20 protein-coding genes are annotated in these 21,428 nt (G+C 68.9%); 9 read left to right on the top strand and 11 right to left on the bottom strand.

The window, feature by feature from the left end; genetic code table 11:
• The first annotated feature begins 27 nt into the window (after nucleotides 1–27).
• A complete protein-coding gene (locus tag ACSMFO_RS22755) occupies nucleotides 28–486 on the top strand; it encodes a GNAT family N-acetyltransferase (RefSeq protein WP_436460424.1) in 459 nt (152 codons plus the stop codon).
• Between the two features lie 418 nt (nucleotides 487–904).
• On the opposite strand, the gene ACSMFO_RS22750 is transcribed toward ACSMFO_RS22755, so the two are convergent.
• Entirely contained in the window at nucleotides 905–1,465 is a 561-nt protein-coding gene (locus ACSMFO_RS22750) for a dihydrofolate reductase family protein (protein ID WP_436460423.1), read from the bottom strand.
• Nucleotides 1,466–1,661: 196 nt separating this feature from the next.
• Between ACSMFO_RS22750 and ACSMFO_RS22745 the strand changes: the two genes are divergently transcribed.
• A complete protein-coding gene (locus ACSMFO_RS22745; protein ID WP_436460422.1) occupies nucleotides 1,662–2,987 on the top strand; it encodes an MFS transporter in 1,326 nt (441 codons plus the stop codon).
• On the opposite strand, the gene ACSMFO_RS22740 is transcribed toward ACSMFO_RS22745, so the two are convergent.
• Genes ACSMFO_RS22740 through ACSMFO_RS22725 form a run of 4 tightly spaced genes read right to left on the bottom strand, consistent with a single transcriptional unit; the run spans nucleotide 2,984 to nucleotide 6,173 of the window.
• The gene (locus tag ACSMFO_RS22740) at nucleotides 2,984–4,048 is read right to left on the bottom strand and encodes a DUF6348 family protein (RefSeq protein WP_436460421.1); all 1,065 of its coding nucleotides are present in this window, start codon (nucleotides 4,046–4,048) and stop codon (nucleotides 2,984–2,986) included. The two genes, ACSMFO_RS22745 and ACSMFO_RS22740, sit on opposite strands and share 4 nt — an antisense overlap.
• A 9-nt stretch (nucleotides 4,049–4,057) precedes the next feature.
• Nucleotides 4,058–4,882 carry an alpha/beta fold hydrolase gene (locus ACSMFO_RS22735; protein WP_436460420.1) on the bottom strand — a complete coding sequence of 275 codons (825 nt, stop codon included), beginning with the start codon at nucleotides 4,880–4,882 and terminating at the stop codon, nucleotides 4,058–4,060.
• A gap of 23 nt (nucleotides 4,883–4,905) precedes the next feature.
• Nucleotides 4,906–5,652 carry an SDR family oxidoreductase gene (locus ACSMFO_RS22730; protein ID WP_073844041.1) on the bottom strand — a complete coding sequence of 249 codons (747 nt, stop codon included), beginning with the start codon at nucleotides 5,650–5,652 and terminating at the stop codon, nucleotides 4,906–4,908.
• Nucleotides 5,653–5,681: 29 nt separating this feature from the next.
• Nucleotides 5,682–6,173 (bottom strand): carboxymuconolactone decarboxylase family protein, encoded by a 492-nt coding sequence (locus ACSMFO_RS22725; protein ID WP_436460419.1) that lies wholly within the window; start codon nucleotides 6,171–6,173, stop codon nucleotides 5,682–5,684.
• 164 nt (nucleotides 6,174–6,337) lie between these two features.
• Here ACSMFO_RS22725 and ACSMFO_RS22720 point away from each other — a divergent pair, with 164 nt between their 5' ends.
• Nucleotides 6,338–7,246, top strand: coding sequence for an RNA polymerase sigma-70 factor (locus ACSMFO_RS22720; RefSeq protein WP_436460418.1), 909 nt, complete (start codon nucleotides 6,338–6,340; stop codon nucleotides 7,244–7,246).
• Between the two features lie 56 nt (nucleotides 7,247–7,302).
• Here the strand turns inward: ACSMFO_RS22720 and ACSMFO_RS22715 are convergent, their stop codons facing one another.
• Nucleotides 7,303–8,679 (bottom strand): amino acid permease, encoded by a 1,377-nt coding sequence (locus tag ACSMFO_RS22715; protein ID WP_038512240.1) that lies wholly within the window; start codon nucleotides 8,677–8,679, stop codon nucleotides 7,303–7,305.
• A gap of 188 nt (nucleotides 8,680–8,867) precedes the next feature.
• Nucleotides 8,868–9,761, bottom strand: coding sequence for a LysR family transcriptional regulator (locus tag ACSMFO_RS22710; RefSeq protein WP_436460417.1), 894 nt, complete (start codon nucleotides 9,759–9,761; stop codon nucleotides 8,868–8,870).
• Between the two features lie 72 nt (nucleotides 9,762–9,833).
• Here ACSMFO_RS22710 and ACSMFO_RS22705 point away from each other — a divergent pair, with 72 nt between their 5' ends.
• Complete coding sequence (locus tag ACSMFO_RS22705) at nucleotides 9,834–10,829, top strand: YeiH family protein (RefSeq protein ID WP_436460416.1); 996 nt, start codon at nucleotides 9,834–9,836, stop codon at nucleotides 10,827–10,829.
• Here the strand turns inward: ACSMFO_RS22705 and ACSMFO_RS22700 are convergent.
• From ACSMFO_RS22700 to xsc, 3 genes are all read right to left on the bottom strand, one after another.
• Nucleotides 10,807–11,799 (bottom strand): phosphotransacetylase, encoded by a 993-nt coding sequence (locus ACSMFO_RS22700; protein WP_436460415.1) that lies wholly within the window; start codon nucleotides 11,797–11,799, stop codon nucleotides 10,807–10,809. The two genes, ACSMFO_RS22705 and ACSMFO_RS22700, sit on opposite strands and share 23 nt — an antisense overlap.
• A 69-nt stretch (nucleotides 11,800–11,868) precedes the next feature.
• Complete coding sequence (locus tag ACSMFO_RS22695) at nucleotides 11,869–13,233, bottom strand: aspartate aminotransferase family protein (RefSeq protein ID WP_436460414.1); 1,365 nt, start codon at nucleotides 13,231–13,233, stop codon at nucleotides 11,869–11,871.
• A 480-nt stretch (nucleotides 13,234–13,713) separates the two neighbouring features.
• The gene (gene xsc / locus ACSMFO_RS22690; protein WP_436460413.1) at nucleotides 13,714–15,522 is read right to left on the bottom strand and encodes a sulfoacetaldehyde acetyltransferase; all 1,809 of its coding nucleotides are present in this window, start codon (nucleotides 15,520–15,522) and stop codon (nucleotides 13,714–13,716) included.
• 144 nt (nucleotides 15,523–15,666) lie between these two features.
• Between xsc and ACSMFO_RS22685 the strand changes: the two genes are divergently transcribed.
• The 3 genes from ACSMFO_RS22685 to ACSMFO_RS22675 are packed head-to-tail and all read left to right on the top strand — an operon-like array spanning nucleotide 15,667 to nucleotide 19,094.
• Nucleotides 15,667–16,467 (top strand): IclR family transcriptional regulator, encoded by an 801-nt coding sequence (locus ACSMFO_RS22685; RefSeq protein WP_436460412.1) that lies wholly within the window; start codon nucleotides 15,667–15,669, stop codon nucleotides 16,465–16,467.
• A 9-nt stretch (nucleotides 16,468–16,476) separates the two neighbouring features.
• Nucleotides 16,477–17,409: an AAA family ATPase gene (locus ACSMFO_RS22680; RefSeq protein ID WP_436460411.1), complete on the top strand. Its 933-nt coding sequence runs from the start codon at nucleotides 16,477–16,479 to the stop codon at nucleotides 17,407–17,409.
• A complete protein-coding gene (locus ACSMFO_RS22675) occupies nucleotides 17,406–19,094 on the top strand; it encodes a cobaltochelatase CobT-related protein (RefSeq protein ID WP_436460410.1) in 1,689 nt (562 codons plus the stop codon). Before ACSMFO_RS22680 ends, ACSMFO_RS22675 begins: the two co-directional genes overlap by 4 nt.
• Here the strand turns inward: ACSMFO_RS22675 and ACSMFO_RS22670 are convergent.
• Nucleotides 19,077–19,274 carry an antitoxin gene (locus ACSMFO_RS22670; protein WP_037339279.1) on the bottom strand — a complete coding sequence of 66 codons (198 nt, stop codon included), beginning with the start codon at nucleotides 19,272–19,274 and terminating at the stop codon, nucleotides 19,077–19,079. The two genes, ACSMFO_RS22675 and ACSMFO_RS22670, sit on opposite strands and share 18 nt — an antisense overlap.
• Nucleotides 19,275–19,583: 309 nt before the next feature.
• Between ACSMFO_RS22670 and ACSMFO_RS22665 the strand changes: the two genes are divergently transcribed.
• Nucleotides 19,584–20,189, top strand: coding sequence for an OmpA family protein (locus tag ACSMFO_RS22665; protein WP_394361519.1), 606 nt, complete (start codon nucleotides 19,584–19,586; stop codon nucleotides 20,187–20,189).
• Nucleotides 20,186–21,424, top strand: a complete 1,239-nt coding sequence (locus ACSMFO_RS22660) for a polysaccharide pyruvyl transferase family protein (RefSeq protein WP_436460409.1) — start codon at nucleotides 20,186–20,188, stop codon at nucleotides 21,422–21,424. The genes ACSMFO_RS22665 and ACSMFO_RS22660 overlap by 4 nt, the downstream gene beginning before the upstream one ends.
• Nucleotides 21,425–21,428: the final 4 nt, after the last annotated feature.

Below are 21,428 nucleotides of genomic sequence, written 5' to 3'. Positions count from 1 at the left end.
GCCTGATCCGCCACTACGGTCCCGACCATGCCCGCGGATGCTTTCGTACCAGCCGGTTTCGTCCCGCCGACCGCGCTCGTCACCGACGAGTTCCGCCTCGAACCCTTGGGACCGGAACACAATTCGGCCGACCATGCCGCCTGGATGTCGAGTATCGAGCACATCCGCTCCACACCCGGCTATCCCGACGGCGACTGGCCGCCGCGCGACGGCATGACCCTCGACGAGAACATCGCCGACCTGCGCCGCCACGCCGAAGACTTCGCGCGACACAAAGGCTTCACGTTCACCGTCCTCAGCCCGGCCGACGGCGACGTCATCGGTTGCGTCTACCTGTATCCCACGGCCTCCGAGGACTGGGACGTCACGGTGCAGTCCTGGGTCCGGGCCGACAAAGCGGAGCTGGATGCCGTGCTCGCCGACGCCGTCGCACGCTGGCTCGTCTCGGATTGGCCGTGGGAACGCGTGGATCGCTGCGGTCGCTGAGGTGACGGCTGTACGCGAAGGCCCCCTTCCTTGCGCTAGACGCCAGGGTCCCGGCAAAGTCGCATAAGTGCTGGCCGGTACCACTCTCGGCGTACGGCGGATGACAGGAGGTTCACCTGTTTCCGTCCACAAAGGACGCCGGCAGTCGAGTAAATGTCCGTTTGAGTCTTATTTGTACGGTTTTCGAGCGGGGTCGTGAGTGGCGATTGTCGTTAGAACGACCGAAAACACTCACGACCACCCCGGAAAACGCCCAAACCGGGCATGACTGCCTTGGCAGTGTCCCCTGTGGACGGTCGAGCAATGTGGAGGATCAGCGAGACGAGCCCCCTTGGTCGCCGCTTGACCAGCGCTTATGCGACTGCGCTGGGGCCCTGGCGCTAGACGCAGTGAAGGGGGGCCTTCACGGACCTGATCGTCAACGTCCGGCGACCCGAAAACGCAGGTGAGTGGCGACCCCCGCGACAGGTTCACCCTCCGGCACCAACTCGCCCCCGCGCCCGCCGAACAACCCGGTCCCCTGCCCCAGCAGCACCGGGGCGAGGTGGAGATGCACCTCGTCGAGCAGACCCGCACCGAGCAGTTGCCCGGCGACGTCCGCGCCCATCACCAGGACGTCCTTGTCTCCCGCCGCTTCCTTGGCACGCCGGACCGCGGCCTCCAATCCGTCGAAGGAGAACGTCCCGCCGTTGTCGCCGCGGAAGTCCTCCCTGATCCGGTGAGTCACCACGAAACTCGGCACGCCGGGCCACGGCGTACCGCCCCACGGCCGCAGGCCGAGGTCGAAGGTGCGCCGCCCGATGACGGTGGCCCCGACGATCGCGTTCACCTCCTCGACGGCACGGGCGTCGGTTCCCTCCCCCGCCATCCACTCGTGCAGCCGTTCGCCGCCGTCCCCCATCGGCTCGTCGGCCCGCACGTTCGGCCCGGCGGTGAAACCGTCCAGCGACATCGACACATCCAAGACCACCTTGCTCATCGCAAAGCCTCCTTCGTCTCCGTGGCGCCGCGATCCGGGCGCGTTCATCGAAGAGTCGGAGCCGGCCCGGCCATCTCGACATCGGCGATTGCGCGATCCAGCCGACGCGGTCTATGTTCCTACGTGTCCGGATAGCGTCTCAGACTGTCCGATTATCGGACGCCTCGCCGGAATCGGCCGAAGACGAGGAGCGAAAGTGACGAACGTGCCCGCCTCGAGCGCGACGACCGATTCGAGTGTCAGCCGGTCGGCGTTCCGGCGGGTCCTGGCGGGCAGTACCGCGGGCGCCGTGCTCGAGTGGTACGACTTCGCGCTCTACGGGATCTTGGCGGCCACCGTGCTCGGCCCGCTGTTCTTCCCCGGTGGCAACGGATTCGCCCAGTTGCTGCTCGCGCTGGCGACGCAGGGGCTCGGCTTCGTCGCCCGCCCGATCGGCGGCATCGTCTTCGGGCATCTCGGCGATCGCCTCGGGCGCAAACCCATGCTGGTGACCACTTTCCTGCTACTCGGGCTGTCGACCTCCGCGATCGGGCTGCTCCCCACCTATTCGCAGGTCGGGATCGGGGCGACGATCTCGCTCGTCGTACTGCGGCTGATCCAGGGATTCGCCCTCGGCGGCGAGTTCGGCGCGGCGGTGCTGATGGTCAGCGAATACGGGAGCCCGAAACGGCGTGGGTTCTGGTCGGCGTGGCCGCAGGCGGGAGCGCCTCTGGGCACGGTGCTGGCCACGGCCGTGGTCGGCGGGATCGCCTTGATCCTCCCCGACAACGCCTTCGACCAGTGGGGCTGGCGAGTCGGGTTCCTGTTCGCGATCCCGCTCCTGGTCATCGGCTTCTGGATCCGGCGGCGCATCGACGAATCCCCGGTGTTCCAGGAAGCCCAGGCGCGAGCCGAGGCTTCCGCGGAGACCGTCCGCGAGCGGTCGAGCATCCTCGAAACGCTCGCCCACCCCGGCCCCGTCCTGCGCGGTCTCGGCGTGCGGCTGGGCGAAAACGTGGCCTTCTACGTCTACACCGTCTTCGTGGTCGCTTACGCCACAAAGACTTTCGGCTACGACAAAGCCGACGTGCTCCTCGCCGTCGCCATCGGGTCGCTGCTGCAATTCGCGGGGATGCTCGCCGGTGGCCATTGGTCCGACCGCGTCGGGCGGCGCACCGCGATGCTGGTCCCCGCGCTCGGCCTCGCGGTCTGGGCGCCGGTCTTCTTCGCGATCGTCCAGGCCGACGCGCTGCCTCTGCTGTATCTCGGTGTCGGCGTCGGCGCCGCGCTGCACGGGCTCCTCGCCGGGCCGGAAGCGGCTTGGATCGCCGAACTCTTCCCGACGCGCCGCCGTTTCGCCGGCGCTTCCCTGGTCTTCCAAGGATCTTCGATCATCGCCGGTGCGCCGGCACCGCTCATCGCGGTGTGGCTGGCCGAAAAGCAGGGCCCCACGGCGGTCGTGCTGTACCTCGTGGGGACGATCGCCGTCACCGTCGTCGCCCTGCTCCTCAGCGCCGAAACCCGTGGAGCCGACCTGAACTAGGCGTCGATGGGCACGAGTAACCCGAACACCCGCGTCGCGACCCGCCCCTCGGCGACCAGCGCCGGGTGATCCGCCACCACCGCTTCGCCGCGCGACCACGGTCGGCTGTCCAGCAGGACTTCGTTGTTCAGCAACGCGCCCTCGTTGTGCGCGACGAACAACCGGAGCCCGTGCACCTTCCGGCTGAGCTTCTCCGCGCGCAACGCTTCCAGCAACCGGTCGAGCAACGGTTCGACGGAAGGCACGTTCTCGGCGAACAGGGTGATCTGCGCGCCCAGCACCAGTTCGAACGCACCGTCCGGATGGTCGTACCGCTCGCGGTCGACCTGATCGGCCGCGGCGCCGGGCGACAGCAACCCGTCGACGATCGGATGCAACGCCCCGTGGCGGAAACCGTCCACCGCACGGCCGATCGCCTCACGCCAAGTGGTGCCGTGCCCGGCGAAGCTCTCGACGAGCCAGGGCTCGGCCAGCGCGGGATGCGACACGGCGAAGTCGACCTGAGCCATCACCATGCCTGCCGGGGCGGGATGCACGATGAGTTTCGTATCGACACGAGTGTCATCGCCCAGCAGGACGCCGTGCTCGCTGAGCAAGGACTCGAACACCGCTTGCGGTGAAGGCACACCGCCGTCGCCCTCGACGACCGGTTCCAGATCCTTGAACAACACGGGTTCGCCGAGTTCCAGGTCCGCGAGCTGCGATCCGGCGTTCAGCGCCTCGTTGATCACGGCGAACGTGCTGCTGCGGAACGCGATCCGCTCGAATTCCGCACGGGTCGCGTACTGGGCACGCTCGTACGCCGCCACGAAGACCGGCTCCTGCGCGAGGAAGACCTGCCCGCGGGAGTCGCGCACGGTGTCCGGATACGTGACGTCCGGCAGCAATCGCCGGACGTAGGCCATCGGCGAAAAGACGAGCAGCCGCTCGGCCAGCCACGGCTCCACTCCCGCGCCGGTCAGCCGTTCCCAGAACACGTCGTCGCTCGGCGGTTCTTCGCCCGCGCAGAACGCGGCGATCCCGATTTCGAGCGCGCCGTCGAGCCCCCATGATGCGATCACCGCCGAAGTCTAGGGGAGGCACGCGGGACCCGGTGCACTCCAGCCCTCGACGATGGCCGCGATGGTCTTGGTGGTCGCCTCCCCCGCGTCCGCGCTGACGACGTGCCCGGCGCCGGGGATGACGTGTTCGGCCACGCCTTCGGCCTTCGCCCAGCGGGGCATCGCGGTCGCGATGTTGCCGGTGCGGTCGTCTTCACCGCGAACGAGGGCGAGCGGAACGGGCGTGCGATAGCCCGGATCCGGGTCGACGAGCGACACGGTGGCCCGCCAGACGTCGAGGAAGACGCGTTTGGGCATCCGCGCGAACGTCGCCTCGCATTCGGCGATCCCCGCCGGGGTCACGGCGGACGCGCGGGCCATGAGTCCCGGCAAACGCCCGGCGGGGATGAGCGCCAGTGAGGGCGCGGCGAGTTTCAGCAGAAGCCGTTCGGCGGCGGTCAGCGGGCCTTCGTTCCACGTCGAATCCACGACGATGAGGCCCGAAGCGCGGTCCGGGAAACGGCGGACGAGCGCTTGGGAGAGATTCCCGCCGAGTGAGTGTCCGATCAGGACCGGGCGTTCGAGCCCGAGGTGGTCGAGGAGCGAGCGGAGGGAGTCGAGCGCGAGAGCCGCGCTGAACCGCGTGCCCGGCAGGAGGCTCGACTCCCCATGAGCGGGTTGATCCCAGCTGATCACCCGATGACCGGCGTCGTACAGGGCGTGCGCCTGCGCGTCGAACATCCGGTGATCCATCCCGGCGCCGTGGGTGAAGACGACAGGCCGCCGCTCCCCCGCGAGATCGCCGTACCGCAGCTCGTAGCCGTCCTTTCGGAGCGCCTCGCTCATTTTCACCATGTTCTGAACCTACTGTAAGTAGGTCAGGAGCCGGTTTCGAGCCACTCCTGGAAGGTGGGGCCAGCCAGCTTGGCGTGCGGGCCGGGCAGGAACCCGCCCTTGGCGGCGATCTCGCCGTCGGGCACGTTCGCCCCGTCGATGCCGACGACCTTGATCCCCCGGGCGTCACCGGCGAGCCGGGCCGCCTCCGCCATGATCTCCTCGCGTGGCCCGGCGATCTCGGGGATCGGAGTTCCGGGTGCGGCCGGAGCGGCCGCCAGATCGGCCAGCTCCTCGGCCACGGCGCGGCAAGCCACGAGCTGAGTGGGCACAGCCGGCACATAAGCGACGTCGTCCCGCCGCCAGTCGAGCAGCTGAAGCACGAACTCGTGGAACTGAGCCGCTCGCAGAAGACGGACCGGGAGCGGCCCCGCCGAGAGGAACTCCTCGTGTTCCTTCTTGGCGGCGAGGAAACCGGTGGTGGCGTTGTCCACGCCGATGATGGACGCCGCGGCGATCAGGCCGACTCCGGCCCGCCTGCCTTCCTCGTGCAGATTGCGGGCCGAGGTACGGAAGAACTCCGTCGCCGCCTCCTGGTCGGAAGCGTGCCAAGAAGCGACGTCGATGATGACGTCCACCCCGGTGAGCGCCTCGGCGAGCCCTTCACCGGTGATGATGTCCACGCCGGTGGCCCGGGACATCGGGACGACTTCGTGCGCGCGTTCGGTGAGGACGTCGACGACGTGGCGTCCCAGCCGCCCGGTCGCTCCCGCCACTGCGAACTTGCTCATTTTTCAGGCCTTTCGTGGAGTTGGAAGGGTCAGTCGGTGTAGTTGCGGCCGGGCGGCATCCCCGGGATCGGCTTCGCGATGAGCGCGGCGGGGGCGAAGAACCCGATGTGGGCGATGACCATGACGAGCGTCCAGAGCGCCTTGTCGTCGTAGTGCGCGGACACCTTGGCGTACAGCTCGTCGGGAACGCGCTCCCCCGACGGGTTGGCGGTGAACACGGCTTCCCCCAGCTCCAGCGCGACCCGTTCGGCATCGGTGAAGCAGGTGGCGTCGCGCCAGGTGACCACGGAGGTGATCCGCTCCTCGGATTCACCGAGCTCTCGCAGAACGCGCGTTTCACGGACGACGAAATACGTGCTGCCGAGCAGCTGCCCGGCACGTAGTTGCACCAGGCTGACCGTGGTCGCGGGAATGGTGCCGTTCTTGATGACCTTGTGCAGGCCCGCGCCGACTTCCGCCAGCTCGGGCACGAACGGGAGCGGATTGGGCATCCGCGACCGCGGGCCCGTTGTTGTGGACATGATCGGACTTCCTCACTCGTGTCGTCGCTTCGTGACGACCAAGAGATCCCGGCGACCGGCCCCGTGTGACAAACCCGCCGTGTGGCGCAGGCCACCACTCCCGGGTGTCACGAACCGGCGGCGGCCGGGATCGTAGGGACAAACACGAACGAGGGAAACCAGCGATGAGCGAGCAGCACGAGACACCCGGCGCCCTGGATCCGGCGACCGAAACGTTCGTGGCCCATCGCAATCTGCTGTTCACCGTGGCCTACGAGATGCTCGGTTCGGCCACCGACGCCGAGGACGTCCTGCAGGAGACCTGGCTGCGCTGGTCGGGCGTCGAACTCGACACGGTGCTGGACCGGCGCGCGTTCCTGGTCCGGATCACGACGCGGCAGGCACTCAAACGTCTGCGGACGCTCGGCCGCCGCAAGGAGTCCTACGTCGGGCCGTGGCTGCCAGAACCGCTGCTGACCGCACCGGACGTGGCCGAGGACGTCGAACTGGCCGCGAGCGTTTCGATGGCGATGCTGCTCGTGCTGGAGACACTCGCGCCGACCGAGCGGGCGGTCTTCGTGCTACGGGAGGTTTTCGCCGTCGACTACGACGAAATCGCCCAGGCCGTCGACAAGACTCCCGCCGCCGTCCGGCAGATCGCTCATCGGGCGCGGGCCCACGTCGCCGCGCGCAAGCCGCGCGGCACCGGCTCCCCGGCCGAGCACCGGGCCGCGCTCCAGGCGTTCCAGGCCGCGGTGGAAACCGGTGATCTGCAGGGGCTGCTCGACATCCTCGCGCCGGACGTCGTCGCCCTCAGCGACGGTGGCGGGATCAAGCACGCCCTGCCGCGGCCGGTCGTCGGCGCGGACGAGGTGGCGCGGCTGCTGGCCGTCGGCTGGTGGAAACGCGGGGCGGAACGGACCGTCGAACCGGTCCAGGTCAACGGCGGACCCGGTCTGCTCATCCGGATCGGCGGCGAGATCGACGGTGTGCTGGCGGTGCGGGTCGAAAACGGTTATGTCACCGGCGCCTACCACGTCCGTAATCCCGAGAAACTCTCAAGTGTGGCAAGGGAAATCACCGTGAGCCGATGACAAAGCGTCCTTCGCCGCATCAGACGCGGCGAAGGACGCTTTCAGCCCGTCCAGGGTCACTCCCGGACGGTGGCCGGGGCACGCTGGGGTTCGTCCGGGACGGGATCGACGGGCGCGGCCGGAACCGCCGGCTTGCCGCGCCGCCTGCGGATTTCGAACCCGACGAGGATCAGCGCGAGCGTCACGGCACTGAGCCAGAACTGCGAGCGGGTCGACGGCAGCAGCGCCATCGCCAGGATCACGCCGCCCATCAGCGCGATGGTCGCGTAGCTCAGCCACGGGAACAGCCACATCTTGAGCGTGAGCTTGTCCGGATCCTCCCGCTCCAGCCGACGGCGGAGCCGCACCTGCGCGAGCGCGATCGAGAGGTACACGAACAGCGCGACGGCGCCGTAGGAGTTGACCAGGAACTGGAAGATCAGGTCCGGCGAGGTGTAGGCGGCGATGACGGAGACGTATCCGATGACCGTCCCGGCCAGGATCGCGCGCCTCGGCACGCCGCTGCCGGAAAGGCGGGTGAACGCCTTCGGCGCGTCGCCGTTGCTGGTCAGCGCGAACAACATCCGCGACGAGGTGTACAGGGCCGAGTTCAGGCACGAGAGCACCGCGGTCAGGACGATCGCGTTCATGATCGTCGCCACGGCCGGGATGCCGAGCACCTCCAGCACCGCCGCGTACGGGCTGACCGCCGTCGCCGGATCGTCCCAGGACTTGATCGCGACGACGAGGAACACGGAACCGACGTAGAACAGCACCACGCGGAAGATGATCGAGCGCATGGCCTTCGCGACCGCCTTCTGCGGCTCCGCGGATTCGGCGGCGGCGATGGTGACGATCTCCGCGCCGGTGTAGAACCCGATGCACGGCACCACCGCCGCGAGTACCGCGCCGATCCCGAGTGGCGCGAACCCGCCGTGGGACACCAGGTTCGTCAGGCCGCCGTTGGCACCCGGCCAGAAACCGAACAGGTACAGGGCGCCGACGACCAGGAACACGACGATCGCGACGACCTTGATCGACGAGAACCAGTACTCGAACTCCCCGTAGGACCGCGCCGAGACCATATTGGTACCGGTGAGGATCAGCAGCAGGCCGAGACTGAGCACCCACAGTGGCACGTCGGGTACCCACAGCTGCAGGATCCGGCCGCCCGCGACGGCTTCGACCGCCACGACGATGACGAAGAAGTACCAGTACATCCAGCCGACGGCGAAGCCCGCGCGGTTGCCGAGCGCCTCCCTGGCGTAGACGTAGAACGACCCGAGCGCGGGTTTGGCGATCGTCATCTCCGCGAGCATGCGCATGATGAGCACGGTGATCAGACCGGCGATGAGGAACGAGACCACCGCCGCCGGGCCCGCCGATTGGATGACCACGCCACTGCCGACGAACAGCCCGGCGCCGATGACGCCGCCGAGGGCGATCAGGTTCATATGTCGCTGTTTGAGCCCTGGTTTCAGGCCGCTGCTCTGTGCCGGACCGGACGTTGAAGTCACGTCTCCTCCTTCTCGCACGCACCGCCGGAGCGGTGGCGCTGGGAGCTCCATTGTGGTTCCGGTCACCGTAGGAACAAGTCGGGCCAGGGGCGAGTGCCAGTTACGATGTGGGAAAGGGGTCCAGATCACTCTCGGGACGAGCGTCGCCCGGCCAAGGCCAGCAGTTCCGCCGCCGGACCGGTGAGGCGCCGTCCCTCCGGCCAGACCGCGTGCAGCACCCGTCCGAAGTCGACACCGTCCACCGCGACGGGCACGAGATCGTGGTCCGCGACGTCCAGGGCGCTGATCACCGCGGGACCAGCGCCCGCCACCACGGCGCTGCGGACGGCGGAGGCGGAACCCAGTTCCAGCAACGGTTTCACCGACCCCACGCCGGCCACGCGCAACGCGAGGTCGACGGTCTCCCTGGTTCCGGAGCCGCGTTCCCGCACCACGAGCGGCGTGGCCGCCAGCTCCGCCGGGGTCAGGGGACGGAGTTCGCGCGCCCAAGGATGGGTGCGGTCGACCACGACCACGAGATGGTCCACGGCGACCTTCCGCGACGTGAGCCCGGTGAAGGGGCCGGGTGATTCGACGAAGCCGATGTCGGCCTTGCCTTCGCGGGCCGATCCGGCGACCCGATCCGAATTCGTGACCTCCAGGCCGACGTGGAGCCCGGGGTGCGCGCGGTTGAGTTCGCCGATCCAGCGTGGGACCAGATGCTCGGCCGGCGTCATGCTCGCCGCGATCCGGAGCCCGTTCTCGTGCCGGTTCCGCAGGGCTTCGGCGCCATCGAGCAGTCCGTCGAGTTCGGCGAGCACGCGCCGCGCCCAGCTCGCGATCACCCGGCCGTCCGGGGTGAGCGCGGAACCGCGACGGGTCCGGTCCACCAGCACCAGACCCAGCCTTCGTTCCACAAAGGACAGTCGTTTGCCCGCCGACGGCCGCGTCATCCCGAGTGCGACGGCGGCCTGACCGATACTGCCCAATTCGCCGACGAGGACCAGCAGGCGCAAGGAGTCCAGCTCCGGGGCTGTCATAGCCAAAGTGCATGACCTATCCGTCGTTCTCCCGGCTACCGGCGCTGTCCTTTCCGGACGACGCTCGTCGGTATGAGCACCACGTCTGCGCGGCGAACGAAGCCGCACCTCACCGGTCTGGCCGTCACCGCCCTCGGTGTGGTCGTCGCGTACCTGCTGAGCACCGCCGTTCCCGTGCTGAGCGCGCTCACCCTCGCGGTCGTGCTCGGGGTGCTCGCCGGCTCGCTGCCGGTGCTCTCGGACGGCACCCGGCAAGCGATCGCGAAGGTGACGAAGAAGCTCCTGCGTTCCGGTGTCGTCCTTCTCGGTCTGCAACTCGCGCTCCCTTCGGTGCTTTCCCTCGGCCCCGGCACGCTGCTCGCGGTGGTGCTGACGGTCGGCCTCACGTTCCTCGGCACGATCGGGCTCGGCAGGCTGATCGGTGTCCCGCGGGGACTCGCGATGCTGGTCGCGACCGGTTTCTCGATCTGTGGCGCGTCGGCGATCGCGGCGATGGAAGGGGTCGTCGAACGCGAGGACTCCGACGTCGCGACCGCGGTCGCACTGGTCACCTTCTACGGCGGCCTGGCGATCGCGGCGGTCCCGCTCATCGGCGGATGGCTGGGGATGGACGCGCTGCGGATCGGCGGCTGGGCCGGATTGGGCGTGCACGAGGTCGCCCAGGTCGTCGCGGCCGCCACCCCGGCCGGGACCGCCGCCGTCGCGGTCGCCGTGGTGGTGAAGCTGAGCCGTGTCGTCCTGCTGGCGCCGATGGTCGCCGCGGTCAGCGTGCACGAACGGCGGCGCCGCCCGTCCGCAGCAGGGAAGCGCGCCCCGCTGGTCCCGCTGTTCGTCCTCGGTTTCCTGGCGATGGTGGCGGTGCGGAGCACCGGGATCCTGCCCGGCGTGGCGCTCGACGTCGCCAAGGTCGTCTGCACGCTGCTGCTGGCCGGAGCGCTCTTCGGGCTGGGCTGCGCGGTCCGGATCGGCACCCTGGTCCGCACCGGTGGCCGGGCGCTGCTGCTCGGCCTGCTCTCCACGCTGCTCGTCGGCGCCATCGCCTACGTCACCCTCGCGCTGCTCGGCTAGCTTGGACCGCGGTCAAGAGGGCGAGTGTCTCGATGTCGGACGCCGAGCAGCCGCGCGAAAGGTCGTTGAGCGGCGCCGCGAGGCCCTGGAGGATCGGGCCGAGCGCGACGGCGCCGCCGAGCCGTTCGGCGATCTTGTAGCCGATGTTGCCCGCGTCCAGATTAGGGAACACGAGGACGTTCGCGCGGCCGGCGACCGCGGAACCGGGCGCCTTGGCCGCGGCGATCGACGCCACGAGCGCGGCGTCGAACTGCAGCTCACCGTCCACCGGGAGACCGGGTTCCCGCTGCCGCACCAGCGAAGTCGCCTCGCGGACGACCTCGACCCGCTGATGGTCGGCACTCCCCTGCGTGCTGAACGACAGCATGGCGACGACGGGGTCCTCCCCGGTCAGACCGCGGTGGGTCGCCGCGGCGGCGAGGGCGATGTCCGCCAGCTGCGCCGCGCCCGGCTCGGGCACCACCGCGCAGTCCGAGAAGGTCAGCCGTCGTCCGTCCGGGAGCAGCAACAGGAAGCAACTGCTCAAAGTGGACACACCCGGGGCGAGCCCCACGACCCGCAAACCCGCGCGCAGGACGTCGGCGGTCGGCCGTGTCGCCCCGGCGACGCAAGCGTCCACCTTGCCTGCTCGCAGGGCGGCGGCCGCCACGAACACCGGATCGCGCCGGGCGGCGGCGAGCTTTTCCGGGTGCCGCGCGAATCCCGCCGCCAGCGCGGCCTCGGTCCGGTCGTCGGCAAGGGCTTCCGCGACGTCCACGATCAAGTCGTCCGTGGCTCCTGCCGCGAGCAGGCGCGCCCCGTCGCCGAACAGCAACGGCCTTACGACACCTTCGTCCCGGAGCGCCAGCGCGGCACGGACGGCGCGGTCGTCGTCGCCGTCCGGCAAGGCGACGCGGAGATTCCGGCCGCGCAAGGACTTCCGCCATCCGTCGAGCGTCGCGTCCGGCGTGACCTCGGTGGTCAGGCTCATCGAAGTACCTCCACGTACGAAGCGGGGGCCGCCGCAGGACGGCGACCCCCACCGGGCGAAAGGGCTGGTTCAGGGCTGGACGGCCTTCTCGACGTCGTTGAGCATCGCGTCGACGCCGTGCAGCAGTTCGGTGAGCACCTCGCGGTCGGCGACCAGTGGCGGGGAGATCATCAGCATCGTCGCGCCGCGATCGTCGCCGCGGAGGATGACGCCCGTGCGCCGGAACGCCTCCGGGAGCACCTCGCGAAGCACCTTCAGCGATTCGGCCTCGGTCAGCTCCCGGCCGCTGTCACGGTCGGCCATCAGCTCGATGGCGTAGAAGAACCCGGTGCCGCGGACGTCCTTGACGCAGCGGTGCGCGGACTTGAGGGAGTTCAGCGCGGCGAACAGTTCCGGGCCCTCGGTGAGGACGTTGCCGAGCACGTTCTCGTCCCGCATCGCGGTGAGGTTCGCGACCGCGACGGCGGTGGCGACGGGATGCCCGCCCCAGGTGGCGCCGTGGGTGAAGACGCCGCCCTTCGGCGAGTCGTACAGCTCAGTGACCAGCTTCTCGCGCACGATCACCCCGCCGAGCGGCGCGTACCCCGACGTCGATCCCTTGGCGAAGGTGATCAGATCCGGCACGACGCCGGTGATCCCGTGCCCGAACCAGTGCCCGAGCCTGCCGAACGAGCAGATGACCTCGTCCGAGACGAGCAGGATGCCGTACTTGTCGCACAGCGCGCGCAAAGCGAGCCAGTATCCCTCCGGCGGGACCAGCGCACCACGACCGTTCTGCACCGGCTCGGCGAACAGCGCCGCGATCGTCTCCGGCCCTTCTTCGAGGATGACCCGCTCGATCGCCGCGACACAGTCCAATTCGGACGCTGGACCGCAGTCTCCCAGCAGCCCCAACGTGTTCGGCACGTGGCGGACGCCGGGCATGAGCGGGCCGAACGGTTCCTTGATCTTCGCGAGCCCGGTCACCGAGAGGGCGCCGATGGTGGTGCCGTGATAGGCCATGTCGCGGCTGATGATCTTCGTCCGCTCGGGCTGTCCCTGGCTGCGGTGATACTGCCGGGCGAATTTGAGCGCGGTTTCCACCGCCTCCGAACCGGAGTTGACGAAGAACGTCGTCCCGAGGTCGCCCGGCGCCAGTTCGGCCAGCAACGTGGCGGCCTCGATCGCGGGCGTATGCGCCGAGCCCCAGTTGCTCGCGTAGGCCAGGGTGCCGACCTGCTCGGCGGCGGCCGCGGCGATGTCGGCCCGCCCGTGGCCCATGTTGACGCAGAAGAGCCCGGCGAGCCCGTCGAGATGACGGCGTCCTTCGGTGTCGATCAGGTAGCTTCCCTCGCCGCGTACGAACACCGGGAAATCCGAGGCCCAGGTGTCCTTGCGGGTGAAGTGCGGGCCGAGATGCCGTCGAGCCTGCGCTCGCAGCTGGGTGACGTCCACCGGAGACCTCCTTCGAGACACGAGTCTGTGCTTTGACTTTCGCAACCCGGCTGGCACCGGCCCAGCACCAGAGCGGCGACGTTCGATGGGTCCAGTTGGTCGTGCGAGTTCGGGTACGGCGCTGGCGCCGACGTTGCGAAAGCCACTTTCGCAACGTTGAAGGTTGCGAAAGTGGCTTTCGCAACGCGCCACTGCCCTCGCCCGCACCACCAGCGCGTGAAGGCCTCCTTGAGGGACCCTGGGTCCCTCAAGGAGGCCTTCACGGACGAGGGACGCGGCGCCGCACTCACGTGATCGAAGGCGGAACTCGCGTGATCAGCGACGGAACACCCCGAGTGCGGCCTCCAATCACGCGAGTCACGTCCCTGATCACGCGCGTCACGCCCTTGCTCACGCCGCGCCTGTGTTCCCCTACGCGCGTGAAAGCCCCCTTCCCCCGGCTCAGCCGAGGAAAGGGGGCCTTCACGCGCAAAACGAGCCCTACACGTAGTCCTTGTACTTCTCCAGGAACCGCACCGGCTTCGACAGCGCGTCGCGGCGGAACGGGTCGCCCAGCTCGCGGGTGCACATGATCTCGACGACGGTGGTCTTGCCCTCGTTCATCTGCGCCTCGATGGCGCGTTGCAACGCGGGGCCGACCTCGTCGAGCTTCTCCACGACGATGCCTTCCGCGCCCATCGCCTTGGCGATCCCCGCGAAGCTCTCGCTCTCCAGCTCGCCCGCGACGAACCGGCGGTTGTAGAAGTCGACCTGGTTCTTCTTCTCCGCGCCCCACTGCCGGTTGTGGAACACCACCGCGGTGACCGGGATGTCGTGGCGGACCGCGGTCATGATCTCGCCCATGCTCATCCCCCACGCGCCGTCGCCGGCGTAGGAGATCGCGGGCCGGTCGGGTGCCGCGGCCTTGGCGCCGATGATGGTCGGCAGCGCGTACCCGCAGTTGCCGAAGCTCATCGGCGCGAAGAAGGAGCGCGGCTCCTCGAAACGCAGATAGCTGTTCGCGACGGAGTTGATGTTGCCGATGTCGGTCGACACCATCGCCCGCGGCGGCATGGCCTTCTCCAGTTCCCGCAACACTTCCCGCGGGTGCAGCCAGTTGCCCTCCTCGCCGTCCTGCTCCGCGATCATGTCGAGGCTGAACGGGTCGGTCTCGTGGGTCCAGGCGTCGAGTTCGGCCTCCCACGCGTCCTTCTCCGCCTTGATCTTCGCCGCGCGAGCGTCCTTTGTGGAGTCACAGGCCAGCGTCCGGTCCGCCAGCCGCTCGGTCAGCGCGACCGCCGCGTCCTTGGCGTCACCGCAGATGCCGACGGTGATCTTCTTGACCAGGCCGAGCATCTTGTGGTCCGCGTCGATCTGGATGATCTTCGCGTCCTTGGGCCAGTAGTCCATGCCGTGCTGCGGCAGGGTGCCGAACGGGCCGAGCCGCGAACCGAGCGCGATCACGACGTCCGCCTGCGAAATGAGCTTCATCGCGGCCTTGGAACCCTGATATCCCAACGGCCCGCACCACTGCGGGTGGCTCGCCGGGAACGAGTCGTTGTGCAGGTAGCTGTTCACCACCGGCGCGCCGAGGCGTTCGGCGAGCGCCTTGCACTCCTCGACGCCGTCGGCCATCACGACGCCGCCGCCGGAGATGATCACCGGGAACTCCGCCGTGGCCAGCAGCGCGGCGGCCTCGTCGAGGCTCCGTTCGCCGCCGGGGCCGCGGTCGAGCCGGGCGGGTTCCGGGATCTCGGCCTCGATCTCGCCGTAGAAGAAGTCGCGCGGGATGTTGAGCTGCGTCGGGCCGAGTTCCGAATGGGCGCGGTCGAAGCAGCGGCCGGTGTACTCGGCCATCCGCTTCGGGTTGTTGACATGCCCCTGGTACTTGGTGAACTCCTGGAACATCGGCAGCTGGTTGGCCTCCTGGAAGCCACCGAGGCCGGTGCCCATGGTGCCCGCTTCCGGCGTCACGATGACGACCGGGCTGTGCGCCCAGTACGCGGCCGCGATCGCGGTCACGCAGTTGCTGATACCCGGGCCGTTCTGCCCGATGACGACGCCGTGCCTGCCGCTCACCCGGGCGTAACCGTCGGCCATGTGCCCGGCGCCCTGCTCGTGCACCACCGGTACCAGCCGGATGCCCGCCGGCGCGAAGATGTCCATCGCGTCCATGAACGCCGACCCCATGATGCCGAAGATGTCGGTGACGCCGTTCGCCACGAGCGTCTCAACGAAGGCCTCGGACGGGGTCATCTTCTTCCGGCCGCTGACGACCACGCGGCCGTCACCCGTCTTCCGTTCCGTCATGTTCCGCTCCTTCGACAGGCGAGATTTACACAAATCGGTACGTGGCGTTCCTGAAATCAGGATGCGACCGACGATAGGACGCCGACGCCCCAGCGTCAACGCCAGATTCTGGAAACCGAGACGTCTTGTGCTACTTTTCGGAACATGGAGCTGCTTCGCGAACCGGATCCGATCAACGGGGACACGCCGACCATGCGGCTGTTCTCCCTGCTCGAACTGATCGCCGCCAAGGACCAGCTGGTCTCCCTGCAGGGTCTCGTCGAGGAGACCGGCCTGCCGAAACCGACCCTGCACCGCATGCTGCAGCAGCTGGAAGGAGCCGGCTTGCTGATCCGGCAGGCCGACGGACGCCACTACGGCACCGGTCACCGGCTGCGGCGGCTCGCGGAGAACCTGCTCCTCAACGCCACCCATCACGGCGCCCGGCACGCCGTCCTGCGTCACCTCGTCGACGAACTCGGCGAAAGCTGCAACGTGACCACCTTGTCCGGCAACGAAATCGTGTACCTCGACCGGGTCGAAACCCCGGAGCCGCTGCGGTTCTACCTCCGGCCGGGCTCGCGGGTGCCGATCCACTGTTCCGCCAGCGGCAAGATGATCCTCGCGCAGATGAGCCCGTCGCAGCGGCGGAAACTGCTCGCGCACGCGCCGCTCAAGCGGTACACCGACAAGACCATCACCGACCTCGACGCGCTCGAGGCCGAGTTCACCCGCATCCGCCGGGACGGGTTCGCCCTCGACGACGAGGAGTTCCTGCCCGGTCTGGTGTGCGTCGCGGTCCTAGTGCCGGGGCGCGCCAACCTCTGCGCCGCCGTGCAGGCGCCGGTCATGCGCCTGACGCCGGACAAGGCCCTGCAGACGCTCCCGGCACTGCAGCGCGCGGCCGAGGCGATCAGCCGCGTCGACGCCGAGGGCGGTTCCGAACCGGAAAGTGTTCCGTCGTAAGGAGTTCTCATGATCCCCGAGCTTCGGCTCCCGGTACGTGGCGTCTTCGGCATCGATTCGGATCTCGTCGTCGGCGCGTTCCGCGAACGCACCGAGCACGTCCCCGAGGTCGACGAGGCGTACCGCTTCAACCCGGACGTGACGCTGGCGCTGCTCGCCGGGTTCACCCGCGACCGCCGCGTGCTGGTGCAGGGGCTGCACGGCACCGGGAAGTCGACCCATATCGAACAGGTCGCCGCGCGGCTCAATTGGCCGTGTGTGCGGGTCAACCTGGACGGCCACCTCAACCGCCTCGACCTCGTCGGCCGCGACGCGGTCGTGCTGCGCGAGGGCAAGCAGGTCACCGAGTTCCAGGAGGGCATCCTCCCGTGGGCGTTGCAGCGGCCGGTCGCGCTGGTGCTCGACGAGTACGACGCGGGCCGCCCGGACGTGATGTTCGTGCTGCAACGGGTCCTCGAACGCGACGGCAAGTTCACCCTCACCGATCAGAACCGGGTGCTGCGGCCGCATCCGTCGTTCCGGCTGTTCGCCACCGCCAACACGGTCGGGCTGGGCAACCTCAACGGGCTCTACCACGGCGCGCAGCGGCTGAACCACGCGCAGATCGACCGCTGGAACATCGTGGCGTCGCTGAACTACCTGCCCGCCGCCGAGGAGATCGCGATCGTACGGGCCAGGGTGCCCGGCATCCCGGAAACCCTGGCGGCGTCCCTGGTCGCGGTGGCCGCTTTGACCCGCAAGGGTTTCCAGGCCGGTGATCTGTCCACTTTGATGTCCCCGCGCACGGTGATCACCTGGGCGGAGAACATCGAGATCTTCGGTGATCCGGCGACGGCCTTCCGGTTGTCCTTCGTGAACAAATGCGACGAAGCCGAGCGCGACCTGGTGGCGGAGTACTTCCAGCGCTGCTTCGACGACGAACTCCACCTGCTCTCGGCATGACCGCCGGCCAGGCGGAAACCCGGCGCCGCAACCAGGCCGAGGAACTGTGCGCGGCCGCGGTCCGGGCGCTCAGCGGCGATCCGGCCCTGCATTTCCGGGCGCGGCGGCTGCATCGGGGACGCGAGCCGCTCCCCCTGCACGCGCCGCATCTGCGTCAGTCCGCCGACGACGATCTAGTGTCGTCCCGCGGGATCGCGGACGGGATGGCCTTGCGTCTCACCGTCTCGGACGCCGCGCTGCACCGTGGCCTGAGCCCGAGCGATCCGGCCGAGCGCGGGATTTTCGAGCTGCTGGAACAGTTCCGCGCCGAGTCGATCCCGCCCGCGGACATGCCGGGAATGCGACGGAACCTGCGACTGCGTCATCTGCGCTGGTCGCTGGAGTTCCACCGGTCCGGGCTGACCGAGACCGCGCGCGGACTGCTCCTGTACACCGTCGCGCAGATCTGCCGGTCGCGGATCACCGGCGAACCGGTGGTCGAGGAGACCGAGGATCTCATCGAGGCGACCAGATTCGCGCTGGCGCCTTCACTCGGTCACGACCTCGCCGGGCTTCGACGGCACCGGACGGATCAGAAGGCGTTCGCCGAACACGCGCTGGCGATCGCCCGGACGACCGGCGGCCTGCTCGCCGGAACCGAGCAGGCCGCCGAAAACGAGGGTGATCCCACCGACCCGCGGTTCAGCCTCGTGATCGACTTCGACAAGAGCCACGGCGAACAGACTCCCATCGCGACCGCGGGCACCAGCCGGACGTTGGGTGAATCCGGTGCGGCGTACCGGATTCACACCACCGCGTACGACCGTGAACAACGGGCGTCGGACCTGGTGCGCCCCGCGATGCTCGCCGAACTCCGCGAGCGGCTCGACCGGCGCGTCGGCAGGCAGGGCGTCAGGCCGGGACGGCTGGCACGCGACCTCAAGGCGGTGCTCGCCGAACCGGCGCGCGACGGCTGGGACGGCGCGCAGGAGGAAGGCCTCCTCGACGGCCGGACCCTGGCGCAGCTGATCAGTTCCCCCACGGAGCGGAGGATCTTCCGCACCGAGCGGATCGAACCGGTGGCGGACACGCTCGTGACGTTCCTGATCGACTGCTCGGGTTCGATGACCGCGCACGCGGAACCCGTCGCCGCGCTGGTCGACCTCTTCGCGCGCTCGATCGAACTCGCCGGGGCGACCTGCGAAGTGCTCGGGTTCACCACCGGCGGCTGGAACGGGGGCAGGCCACGGCGGGACTGGATCCGGGCCGGACGGCCACGGCATCCCGGCAGGCTCAACGAACGACTCCACCTCGTGTTCAAGGCCGCCGAGACGCCATGGCGCCGGGCACGCCCCGATCTCGCCGCGCTGCTGAAAGCCGATCTGTTCCGCGAAGGGATCGACGGCGAGGCGGTGGCCTGGGCCTGCGCCCGGATGCGCGCGCGACCCGAAGCACGCCGGATCCTGCTCGTCCTCTCCGACGGCAGCCCCATGGACAGCGCGACGAGCCTGGCGAACGATCCGCATTACCTGGACGAGCATCTGCGGGAAACGGTGCTGCGGGAGGAAAGCACCGTCGAGATCCGTGGGGTCGGCGTCGGCCTCGACCTCAGCCCCTTCTACCGACGCTCGCGAGTGCTCGACACTTCGGTCACGTCCGGGTACGCGCCGTTCCGGGACGTCCTCGGATTACTGGCCCTGCGGTGAATCCTGCTGGCCTTCGTTCTGCTGCTCGCCGCCGGACTCACCGAGGTAGTCCTTCGCCTTGTCTGCGGCCGAGTCGATCTTGTCGGAGTGTTCACCGAAGCGGGACTTCGCGAAGTCGGCGGCCTTGTCGACGTGCTCCCCGCTCACCTTGTCCTTCATGCCTTCGAAGTCGATACCCATGAGAGCTCCTCACTTTTTCGGTACGCCGTCGATCCGGCGCCTGTCTTCCATCAAAGTGCATTCGCGTCGAGGGGCAACCCGGGGGCGACGGGTGGGTGAGTCCGGCACGATTTCCTTCGACCAGGTAAGGAAAAGTGCTTCGACCACGAGGAGACGACACTCACGGTCGCTCACTCGGGTGGACTTGCCGATCTCTTCACCGGTCCATGACTGTAACGAGTTTCCTGGTCGAAGCGATTTATCCGGACTTCGGCCACGGATGGCGACTGAGGGCCGCCCTCGCTCGCGGTTGGCGCTTTTAGTCCTTTCGTGTTCGTATCCCTGGCGTCAGCCAATGCGGAGACGGCCAAAGGGAGTTCGAACTTCATGCGCAGGACAATTGCCCGAACGGTAACGGGCGTGGCGATCGTGGCCGGCCTCGTGGCCGCGTGCGGCTCCGAAGGCGAAAACGGTGCGGCTGGATCTTCTGGCACGAATGGAACCGCTTCAAGTGCGGCGGGCGCGCCGTCTTCCGGCGCCGACGCTTCGGCCTCGTCGGGAGCGGGAACCGGCGACGCGGGCCAGGCCGGCGGCGAGGCGGCCCAGAAGGTGACCGCCGCGATCCAGCAGGCGCTTCAGCAGTCACCGATCACCTTTACCACCGAAAGTGCGGAACTGTCCGAAAAGAGTAAATCGGCCCTCGGCGAAATCGCCAAGGCCATGCAGGGCAACGACGTCAAGATCGCCGTCGCCACGCACGCGGGTTACCCCGACGCGGAAAAGTCCAAGACCCTGTCCGAAAAGCGGGCGGAAGCGATCGCCGCCGCGCTCGAAGGAGCGGGCGTGGCCAAGGATCGCGTCAAGACCGAGGCGACCGGCAACGAAAAGGCGCAGGGCGACAAGGCGTTGGACACGCAGATCACCGTCGCGCAGTGACCTTCGACGGAAGCGCGGGCGGGGGAAGCGAATCCCCCGCCCGCGCGCCGCGTCCCCGCCGTTGTCACTACCTGATCGGCCCGAGCGGTTTTCCGAATTTCGGCGACGAGCTGATCGCGGCGACGTGGCTTCGCTATCTGGCGCGGACCGAGCCGGAGGCGGACGTCTGGCTTGACACCCACTCACCGGGGCCCGCGCAACTGCTGCTGAACGATCTGCACCCGCGCCTCCGGTGTACGGACACCTTGTGGCGGCTGTGCGGCGAGGCGCCGTCGGACGATCCGTGGGACGTCGCGAACTGGGTGCAGTCGGCGGTGAACGACCCCGGGCTCGCGCCACGCTGGGACGCGGGCATCGACCTGCTCGGCCGGACCGACGTGCTGCACCTGATCGGCGGCGGCTACCTCAACGCGCTGTGGCCGCGGCACATCGGGCTGCTCGCGGGCGCCGCGGCCGCCGCCCGGCGATCGGGGGCCCGCACCGCCATGACCGGGCAGGGACTGACGCCGTTCCCGCCCGGCGCCACCGATCTCCTCCGCTCGCTCGCCGACCGTTTCGACGTCGTCGACGTCCGCGACGGTCCGTCGGCCGAACTGCTGCCCGGGGTCGTCCGCACGTGCGACGACGTCTTCCTGGAACCACCCGAGCAGAGACCCACCGCGCAGGCGCGCGAATTCGTGCTGTGCGTCCAATCCGACATCGGCGCCTTCGAGCCGTCCGTGCTGGCCGCCCAGGTACTGGGTTTGTTGCGGGCTTGGGAAGTCCACCCGGAGCATCTCGCCGTCGTCGAAGGGATTCCCCGCGTCGACCGCGCTGTTCCGGCGCTGCTGGAACACGAACTCGCCGGTGCCGAGTTCCACCCGTTCCGCGACATCTGGCGTCACGGCCTGCCGCTGGCGCCCGGGCAGACTTGGATTTCCAGCCGCTACCACCTGCATCTCGTCGCCGCCGCGGCCGGCGCGAGCGGTCTCGCGTTCAGCGTGTCGCGCGGGTATTACACGACCAAGCACCGCAGCCTCATCGACCTCGGCTCAGGTTGGACGTCGTTCGACGCCGAGGAGGGCGGAACTCCGGACCGGCCGACCGGTACCGGGTTCCCGCCCCACGTCCTCAGGCGGTGCCGCGACCTGAAACGCTCGGTCGCGACGGCGGTGTACGGGAGTCAAGTGATCGAGGAGGTCCGGCCCGCGACGCGGCGCCTCGCCCTGCGCTCATGGCGAACCCGGTCAAGCTAGCCGG

Source organism: Amycolatopsis sp. w19 (genome assembly GCF_051373225.1).
GTDB classification, from domain to species: domain Bacteria; phylum Actinomycetota; class Actinomycetes; order Mycobacteriales; family Pseudonocardiaceae; genus Amycolatopsis; species Amycolatopsis japonica.
This window is presented reverse-complemented; position numbering and strand designations above follow the sequence as displayed.